The organism is Shimia biformata, from assembly GCF_016888515.1.
Taxonomy (GTDB): domain Bacteria; phylum Pseudomonadota; class Alphaproteobacteria; order Rhodobacterales; family Rhodobacteraceae; genus Shimia_A; species Shimia_A biformata.
Genome location: NZ_JAFEJK010000002.1, coordinates 350529 through 357254, shown reverse-complemented (window position 1 = coordinate 357254; position 6726 = coordinate 350529). Strand labels below are relative to the sequence as shown.

Genomic DNA, 6726 nt, shown 5'->3' with positions numbered 1-6726 from the left:
ATCAGAATGTCGCCCTCGCTGGCATCTTCCAGCCCGGCAATCATCCGCATCGTCGTGGTCTTGCCGCATCCCGAGGGACCCAAAAGCACCAGGAACTCCTTGTCGGCAATGGTCAGATCGAAGTTGTCGACCCCGACAAACGTCCCCCAGCGCTTGCCCACGTTACGCAGCTGGATTTCGGCCATGATCGAGAGTCCCCCAAGGTCGGAAATGGAATTTGCATACGCTTGCAATTACGCTAGACTCTTTAGGGTGAGTCTGGCAAGACTTTTTTGCAAACGTATGCAAACCGACATGATCTCAACAGGAAGTACATGACTGATGACCGATTTTAGCGTCGAGAAACAACTGGTTCGGTCGCTCTATGATGCGCTTGACCATGCTTCCCCCGAGCAGGTGTCAGATGTGCTGGCGCAATTCACGGCACCCGACTACTTGTGGCGTGGCTATCACCCCTTTCACGAGTTGACCGGCGCCGATTCCGTGGCAACCCGGTTCTGGAAACCACTGAAGATGGCCCTTGCCCATATGCAACGCCGCTTGGATGTCTTCATGGCTGGCACCAACGAAATTGACGGGCATCAAACGGTCTGGGTGGTCTCAATGGGACACCTGATGGGCCTGTTCGATGCGCCGTGGCTGGGCATTCAGCCGACCGGGAAAATCGCAATGCTGCGTTATTGCGAGTTCAACCGGATCGAAAATGGTCGCATCGCGGAAACCGCGATGTATTTCGACATTCCGCACTTGATGATGCAGGCAGGGCTTCAGCCTTTCCCGCCTCAGACCGCGGCGCATCTGGTTCAACCCGGCCCGATGCCGCATGACGCCTTGATGTTCGCCGACGCGCCCGAAGCCGAAGGGACCGAGACCCTGCGTGTAATCAACGCAATGATCACCGACCTTGGCCAATGGAAGGGCAGCCTGCCGTTGGAAGAGGAACTGCGCCGGACCTGGGCCGAGGATATGATCTGGTGGGGGCCAGCCGGGATCGGCGCGACCTATACCATTCCGCGCTATGCCAAGCAGCATTCCGGCCCGTTCCGCGCGGCTTTTGCCGACCGCAGCAAGACCACGCACATTTGCCGCATGGCCGAGGGCCATTACGGAGGTTTTTTTGGCTGGCCCAATTTCACAGCCCGGCACACCGGCGGCTTCATGGGCATGCCCGCTTCGGAAACGCTTGGTGAATTCCGGGTGATCGACATCTATCGCCGTGACGGCGACAAGCTGGCCGAGAACTGGATCTTCATCGATCTGCTGCACTTCTGGAACCAGCTGGGCGTTGATATCCTGGGACGCATGGCTGAGGTCCCGCGCACATAAAGGACCTGGCCATGAGGATTGACGCGCATCATCACCTTTGGGATCTGAACGCAGTGCATTATCCGTGGCTCATGGAGCCGGGTGCGGCGCGGTTCTTTGGCGACCCAACCGCGATCCAGCGCGATTATCTGGTCGATGAGTTCCGCCGCGATGCGCAGGCGCAGGGCATCTCTGCGTCCGTCCATATTCAGGTTGGGGCAGCAGATGGTCTGGCCGAGGCGCGATGGGTTCAGTCGGTGGCCGATGCCAACCCCGGTTTCCCGGCAGCGCAGGTTGCCTATTGCGACTTGACCGCAGATGACCTCCCCGAACAGCTTGGTCGGTTGCAGGCGCTGCCAACCGTGCGCGGGGTGCGTCAGATCGTTGGCCGCGCGCCGGGCGAGGACGCGCGCACCGGCACCAACGCGCTGTTGCAGGACCCCCGGTTCCTGGAGGGATTGCGGGAGGTAGGCCGACGCGGATTGTCCTTCGATTTGCAGCTGATCCCCGACCTGATGCCCGGCGCCGTCCGTGTCCTGTCAGATGCGCCGGATACGCCGGTTGCGCTGTGCCACGCCGGTTCGCCACACGACCGCAGCGCAGATGGGTTGCGGGACTGGGCAACACGGATCAAGACCCTGTCCGCCCTGCCCCATGTGACCTGCAAACTGTCCGGTTTGGGCATGTTTGAACATGGTTGGTCCGCAAAGTCGGTCGCACCGATTGTCGAAATTTGTCTAGAACAGTTTGGGCCGGACAGGTGTATGTGGGGATCCAATTTCCCCGTGGATTCTCTCTATGCCAACTACGCAACGACGTTTCAGCGGCATTGGTCGCTGGTGCCGGATGACATGCAAAACGCGGTCTTTGGCGGCACTGCGGCGCGTTTCTATGGCCTGACCTAGCATGATGGATCGTGCCTGCCGTGCGACGCGGGTCTGGCGCGAACCCAAAAGTCTGTGCCCGGCGTCAGGACGTCAGCATCTGGCGCACCCTTGCGATGTCCGCCTCGCGCGACAAGGTCGGGGCATGGCCGCAATCGGGGACGTCCCAGACCGTTGGATTGCAGGGCGCAGCGCGCATCCGTTCCAAGATATCGGCGGTCAGGATGTCCGATTGGGTGCCCCAGATCACATGAACAGGCAAGTCCAACGCATTGAAACGAGCCCAGTTGTCCAACTCATCGGGATAGTCGGACAGGAACCGCACCATGGCGGGATCGTAATGCAGCGTCAGCTTGCCATTGCCCTTTCGCCGAAGCGAAGTTTCGGCCATACGCGCCCAGAACGCATCCCCGGCCGGACCAAAGGGAGCATAGACCTGACGCAGCCAATCTTCGCCCTCGGCAAAGCTGGCAAACTCGGGCAATTCGACAGCATAGGTCAGGATGCGCTCCACCGCGGGCGCCGGGATTTCGGGACCGATGTCATTGATGATCAGCCGCCTGATCCGCGTCTTGTACGGACCGGTGGCAAAGTGAATTCCGATCAGCCCGCCCATCGAGGTGCCCAGCCAGTCGCAGGCCTCGATCCCGTAGTGATCCAGCATCGCCGCAGCGAGATCGGCGAAATGTGCCGGGCCATAGTGCCTGGTCGGGTCTGACGCCCAGGACGACATCCCCCGTCCCGGCGTATCGGGGCAGATCACGAACCATTGATCGGACAGGGCCTCGGCCAACTCGTCAAAATCCCGGCCCGTCCGCGCCAGTCCATGCCACATCACAAGTGCCGGGTTGGTCGGGCTACCCCATTCGGTTACGTGCAACTCGTGCCCCGGCAGGGCGAGGAAGGCGGAATGGGGCATCAGTGGCTTTCCTTCTTCATGATCGTTCCGGCCAGACCAGCAGGGAAGAAATAGACCAGCAGGATGAAAATGATCCCCAGCCAGAACAGCCAGCGATCCGGCGCAAGCAGATCGGGCAACAGCGGGATGGCACTTGTCGCCTCGGATGCCACGGCCATCAGGTCACGCAGATAGTATTGCGCCAGCACCATCAGCGTCGCACCAATCACCGCCCCCCACATCGTTCCCATGCCGCCGATCACCACCATCAGCAGGATGTCGATCATGATGGCAAAAGACAGCGCAGTGTCGGGTCCTGTGTATTTCAGCCAGACGGCATAGACCGAGCCAGCAATCGAGGCCATGGTCGCGGCCAGGCAGAACACGAAGGTGCGATAGGCGACGACGCGATACCCGATGCCCTCGGCGCGTCCCTCGTTCTCGCGGATGGCTTCAAGAACGGTGCCCAGCGGAGAGGCGACGACGCGCAACAAGAACAGGAACAGAATGAAGCAGGTCAGGAAGACGAAGTAATAGGCCGCCAGTTTGCCGTTCATCTTCACGCCAAGGATGCGCAGGACCTTGCCGTCCTCGTCCACCATCAGCTTGGTGGCCGGTTTGAACAGATCCGGCACGCGATAGGTGATCCCGTCCTCTCCGCCGGTGAAGCCCGACAATTGCGACGCCAGCACCAGCACGACCGAGGCCGCCGCCAGCGTGATCATGGCAAAGAAGATCGCCTTCACGCGCAGGGACAAGAGGCCGATCAGCGTGGCGACGATGATCGAGACCGTCACGCCCGCCAGCGTGCCAAGAACAACCGGCCCCCAGCCCGGCCCCATCTGCTTTAGCAGGATCGCAACACCGTAAGCGCCGAAGCCGAAGAACATGGTGTGGGCAAAGCTGACGATGCCGGTATAGCCGATCAGAAGGTCATAGGACGCGACCAGCACCACAAAGATGCAGATACGCGCCGCCACCTCGACCGAACGCACGTCCTGAAACAGGAAGGGCGCGAACAGCAGTGCGGCGGCAATGACAAGAACGATGGCCTTGACGATCAGGTCGCCCTTGTTTGCGGGATGTGTCACAGCAGTATTCATTGTCCCACCCTCACTTCACCGCCGGGGCAAGGCCCGAGGGCCGCCACAGCAGAATGACCATCATCAGGATCATGTTCGACGCCAGCGCCATTTTCGGCGCGAGAAAGCCGACATAGTTGGCAAACAGCCCCACCATGATCGCGCCCAGAAGCGTGCCCTGAATGGACCCCAGCCCGCCGATGATCACGACGATAAAGACGATGATCATCATCTCTGCGCCAAGTGCTGGGGTGATCAGGGTTTCATACCCGGCCCACATCGCGCCGCCCATGGCCGCAAGGCCGGACCCCAGCATGAAGACCCCGATGAACAGCCGGTCGATGCGGAAGCCCAGTGCCTCGACCATTTCTCGGTTCTCGACGCCCGCGCGGATCAAAAGGCCGATCCGGGTTCGGTTGAGCAGGACATGCAGCGCGACATAGACCGCCGCGCCAAGACAGAAGGCGAAGATGCGATAGATCTCGACCGAGGCATCGCCGATGATAATGGACCCTTCCAGAAAATGCGGACGCGGCACCGACACCGGTGCGCCGCCCCAGATCGCAAGGATCATCTGTTCGGCCACGATCAGCGCGCCCATGGTGATCAGGATCTGGCGCAAATGGTCGTGGTAGACGGGTTTGACAATCACCCGCTCAAAGAACCAGCCCGCGCCAAGGCCGAACACCACCGCCGCGGCGATGGCGAGGATCAGGGCGAGCGAATTGAGGATCACCGAAGGTGACCCCAGCCACCCCGATAGCCACGCCAGCACGGATGCGGCGACAAAGGCGCCGAAGCTGACAAAGGCGGAATGGCCGAAGTTGAGGACATCCATCAGGCCGAAAACAAGGCTGAGACCGGACGCCATGAGGAATATCATCATCCCCATCGCAAGCCCGGCGATGGTCAGCGTCAGCCAGCTTGACGGCACGCCGATCAGGAAAAAGGCGACAATCGCGACAGCGACAGGCAGAAGGAAAACGCCACCGGCGCGGGTGACAAGGTCGGATATGTTGGTCATCTCTTTTCGCTCCTCATGCCGACAGCCCAAGAAGGCTGTCCTGAAGCTCTTGGTTGGCGATAAAATCTGTCATCGTACCGGCATGCACGACACGCCCGTCGTCAATCACGGCCATGTCGCGGCCAAGGCTTTTGGCGAAGTTGAAATTCTGTTCGACCAGAAGGATCGTCGTATCGACCGAAATCTCGCGGAATGCCTCGCCCATGGCGTGGATGATCGAGGGGGCCAGCCCCTTGGTCGGCTCGTCGATCAGGATCAGGTCGCGCGGTTCGATGATGGCGCGGCTGACGGCCAGCATCTGTTTTTGACCGCCAGAGAGGGACCACGCCTGTTTCGTCCAGAACTTTTCCATCGCCGGGAACAGCTCGTAGATACGGTTCAGACGCGTTTGGTCGAATTTGCCCGCCTTGGTTGCCAGAACAAGGTTTTCCTCGACCGTGAGACCGCCGAATATCCCCATGTTCTCGGGCACATAGGCAATGCCCAGCCGGGCGATATCGGATGTATGCATCCCCGCGATGTCCTGCCCGCGAAACGTGACCGAGCCCGGCGAAGGCTGCCACAGCCCCATGATCGATCGCAGGGTCGTTGTCTTGCCCGCCCCATTGCGCCCAAGAAGGACAAAGACACCGCCTTCGGGCAACTCAAGCGTCACGTCATGCAGCACGTGATATTGGCCGATATCGGTTTTCATCTGTTTGAGTGAGAGAAGGCTCATGCCGTGGTCTCCTCTGCCGCGCCGAGGTAGACCTCGCGCACGATACGGGACGACATCACCTCGTCCGGGTCGCCATCGGCGATCAATTCGCCGTTGTGCAGAACGATGATGCGGTCAGCCAGCGCGCGCACCACGTCCATCTTGTGTTCGACCAGCAGCACGGTCTTGGACTTGTCGTGTTTGATCTCGGCAATCAGGTCCAGAACATCCGGCGCGTGGTCCAGCGACATGCCCGCCGTGGGTTCGTCGAACATGTAGATGTCAGGTTCCATCGCCATCAGAAGCGCGACTTCAAGCTTGCGCTGGTCACCGTGGGGCAGCGCGGCGGCGGTCATATGGGCGACCTTTTCCAGCCGCGTCGCCTCAAGGTAACGCTCGGCGCGAGCGGTCAATTCGGTGAAGCGGCGCACCGGTGTGAAGAAATTGCGCCCGGCACCTTCCTGCGCCTGCACCGCAAGGCGGATGTTTTCCAGGACGGTCAGTTTCGGAAACAGGTTCGTCAACTGGAACGCCCGGCCCACCCCGTGGCGGGCGCGGGCAGAGGGTGCCATGCGCGTCAGGTCGATCCCGTCTTTCAGGACGCGGCCCTCGGAAGGCGGCAATTGTCCCGAGATCATGTTGAAATAGGTGGTCTTGCCCGCCCCGTTCGGACCGACGATGACCGTCAGTTCGCCGGGATTGAACGTGCAAGAGACCTTGTTGACAGCCACATGGCCGCCGAAGCGGATCGTCAGATCCTCGGTGACAAGGGATGGGTGTGACATGAGAATTCTCTTTGTGTCCTCCCTGCCCGCAACGCGGCGGGCAAGGAGTGC

8 protein-coding genes are annotated in these 6726 nt (G+C 60.8%); 2 read left to right on the top strand and 6 right to left on the bottom strand.

What is annotated here, in order from left to right:
* The coding region (locus tag JQ863_RS16950; protein WP_204115515.1) for an ATP-binding cassette domain-containing protein at nucleotides 1-185 on the bottom strand (185 nt) is incomplete at its 3' end.
* 136 nt (nucleotides 186-321) lie between these two features.
* On the opposite strand from JQ863_RS16950, the gene JQ863_RS16945 reads away from it, so the two are divergent.
* Nucleotides 322-1326 (top strand): ester cyclase, encoded by a 1005-nt coding sequence (locus JQ863_RS16945; RefSeq protein ID WP_204115514.1) that lies wholly within the window; start codon nucleotides 322-324, stop codon nucleotides 1324-1326.
* A gap of 11 nt (nucleotides 1327-1337) precedes the next feature.
* Nucleotides 1338-2210 carry an amidohydrolase family protein gene (locus JQ863_RS16940; protein ID WP_204115513.1) on the top strand — a complete coding sequence of 291 codons (873 nt, stop codon included), beginning with the start codon at nucleotides 1338-1340 and terminating at the stop codon, nucleotides 2208-2210.
* Nucleotides 2211-2274: 64 nt separating this feature from the next.
* Here JQ863_RS16940 and JQ863_RS16935 read toward each other — a convergent pair whose 3' ends face one another.
* Genes JQ863_RS16935 through JQ863_RS16915 form a run of 5 tightly spaced genes read right to left on the bottom strand, consistent with a single transcriptional unit; the run spans nucleotide 2275 to nucleotide 6675 of the window.
* Nucleotides 2275-3108 carry an alpha/beta fold hydrolase gene (locus JQ863_RS16935; RefSeq protein ID WP_204115512.1) on the bottom strand — a complete coding sequence of 278 codons (834 nt, stop codon included), beginning with the start codon at nucleotides 3106-3108 and terminating at the stop codon, nucleotides 2275-2277.
* On the bottom strand, nucleotides 3108-4190 hold the full coding sequence (locus JQ863_RS16930) for a branched-chain amino acid ABC transporter permease (RefSeq protein ID WP_204115511.1): 1083 nt from the start codon (nucleotides 4188-4190) through the stop codon (nucleotides 3108-3110). Before JQ863_RS16930 ends, JQ863_RS16935 begins: the two co-directional genes overlap by 1 nt.
* A 10-nt stretch (nucleotides 4191-4200) precedes the next feature.
* Nucleotides 4201-5193 (bottom strand): branched-chain amino acid ABC transporter permease, encoded by a 993-nt coding sequence (locus JQ863_RS16925; RefSeq protein ID WP_204115510.1) that lies wholly within the window; start codon nucleotides 5191-5193, stop codon nucleotides 4201-4203.
* 13 nt (nucleotides 5194-5206) lie between these two features.
* Complete coding sequence (locus JQ863_RS16920) at nucleotides 5207-5911, bottom strand: ABC transporter ATP-binding protein (RefSeq protein ID WP_204115509.1); 705 nt, start codon at nucleotides 5909-5911, stop codon at nucleotides 5207-5209.
* A complete protein-coding gene (locus tag JQ863_RS16915; protein WP_204115508.1) occupies nucleotides 5908-6675 on the bottom strand; it encodes an ABC transporter ATP-binding protein in 768 nt (255 codons plus the stop codon). The genes JQ863_RS16920 and JQ863_RS16915 overlap by 4 nt, the downstream gene beginning before the upstream one ends.
* Between the last annotated feature and the right edge of the window lie 51 nt (nucleotides 6676-6726).

What these genes read in the sequence shown, in the direction of transcription:
- JQ863_RS16915 (WP_204115508.1), bottom strand. Translation starts at nt 6,675, where the DNA reads ATGTCACACCCATCCCTTGTCACCGAGGATCTGACGATCCGCTTCGGC.
- JQ863_RS16940 (WP_204115513.1), top strand. Translation starts at nt 1,338, where the DNA reads ATGAGGATTGACGCGCATCATCACCTTTGGGATCTGAACGCAGTGCAT.
- JQ863_RS16945 (WP_204115514.1), top strand. Translation starts at nt 322, where the DNA reads ATGACCGATTTTAGCGTCGAGAAACAACTGGTTCGGTCGCTCTATGAT.
- JQ863_RS16925 (WP_204115510.1), bottom strand. Translation starts at nt 5,193, where the DNA reads ATGACCAACATATCCGACCTTGTCACCCGCGCCGGTGGCGTTTTCCTT.
- JQ863_RS16930 (WP_204115511.1), bottom strand. Translation starts at nt 4,190, where the DNA reads ATGAATACTGCTGTGACACATCCCGCAAACAAGGGCGACCTGATCGTC.
- JQ863_RS16935 (WP_204115512.1), bottom strand. Translation starts at nt 3,108, where the DNA reads ATGCCCCATTCCGCCTTCCTCGCCCTGCCGGGGCACGAGTTGCACGTA.
- JQ863_RS16920 (WP_204115509.1), bottom strand. Translation starts at nt 5,911, where the DNA reads ATGAGCCTTCTCTCACTCAAACAGATGAAAACCGATATCGGCCAATAT.